The following is a 1,134-nucleotide window of genomic DNA, read 5'->3' on the forward strand; positions in this document are numbered from 1 at the left end:
GCAAACTCCCAAAGTGTTAGCTGCTTCATTTGGTTTCACGTACTTTGCCATATTAGTATTATGGCTCACCATGTACGCATTGTCCAGTCTTGTCCAATAAATTAATGATTAGAGGCATACCGATCGCTCCCCAGAAGGACTTCTTTGGTACCCTGAGCGATCGCACAAAAGGCAGGGATAGAGACACTATGAACGCATTCCGAAGGCGACGAGGAGCGGTTGAAGTGTACTCCTTTGAGCGGCTCAATCGTCCCATCATGACGAATCGCCTGTGCAATCCGCTCAGTTAGTTCGTCTCGGTTGGCTTGCGCTCTGTCTGCCTCGCGCGTTGTCTGGGGGGTGTTCATAAAATGGATATCGGGCTTTTCACTCGTTTTGGCAGCGTTCATTTCTAAGTTTGCAGGATTGTACAACAATCTTAGACGATCGTTCTATTGCTTGTCCTTGAGGATTCTTAGAATGAAGCTAAAGCAATGAAAAACCATTTCGGCTTCTTGTAAGCATTCTGGACTTTTCTTCAAGAGAAAACGCAGGTTTGATTTGGCAAGAAACCTGCTGAGTGACAACCAAAATGCCATCAAAGCTAACCTTGCTTCTTAAAAAATCCATCCCTATTGATAGAGAAGCGATAAGTGCTCAATTTCTACGATGGGGACAGCCACCGAAATGGCATCAAGTGAAGGAATTAAGAAATGGACATTAAACGAAGTGGGTCACAGCCTTCGGCCAAAGGACCGGCTGAGTATTTTACCGGCACTGTCCGCATTGACCCCCTGTTCGAGGCGCACGATCGAGCACGCACACTTGGTGCCAGTGTCACGTTCGAGCCTAGTGCTCGGACACCATGGCACACCCACCCGTTGGGACAGACCCCGATCGTGACGGCTGGCTGCGGTCTCGCACAGCGCTGGGGCGGCTCGATCGAGCAAATTCGACCATGGGACGCGATCGGGTTCGGGCCGGACCAGAAGCATTGGCACGGTGCCACGGCCACCACGGCAATGACTTATAGTCATTTCAAATAAAAAAGAGACACTATTGAGCGCAGTAGGCACAGATAAGTTCATCTAAAGATGTGCCAGCAGGAGCATACATTCTGGCTCGCTTTAAGGCACTAAAATCGTGTTCAATATC

At 49.0% G+C, this 1,134-nt stretch carries 2 protein-coding genes and 1 pseudogene; 1 reads left to right on the forward strand and 2 read right to left on the reverse strand.

Annotated elements, in window-relative coordinates; translation table 11 throughout:
- Positions 1 to 101: 101 nt before the first annotated feature.
- Positions 102 to 347 (reverse strand): AraC family transcriptional regulator N-terminal domain-containing protein, encoded by a 246-nt coding sequence (locus tag IQ263_RS28070; RefSeq protein WP_228050443.1) that lies wholly within the window; start codon positions 345 to 347, stop codon positions 102 to 104.
- Between the two features lie 497 nt (positions 348 to 844).
- Between IQ263_RS28070 and IQ263_RS28075 the strand changes: the two genes are divergently transcribed.
- Positions 845 to 1,012: a hypothetical protein gene (locus IQ263_RS28075; RefSeq protein WP_194071293.1), complete on the forward strand. Its 168-nt coding sequence runs from the start codon at positions 845 to 847 to the stop codon at positions 1,010 to 1,012.
- Positions 1,013 to 1,035: 23 nt separating this feature from the next.
- Here the strand turns inward: IQ263_RS28075 and IQ263_RS28080 are convergent.
- Positions 1,036 to 1,134, reverse strand: a pseudogene (locus tag IQ263_RS28080) (IS630 family transposase); the annotation flags it as partial.

The sequence above is a fragment of the Tychonema sp. LEGE 06208 genome (assembly GCF_015207505.1).
In the GTDB taxonomy this organism is placed as follows: domain Bacteria; phylum Cyanobacteriota; class Cyanobacteriia; order Cyanobacteriales; family Microcoleaceae; genus Microcoleus.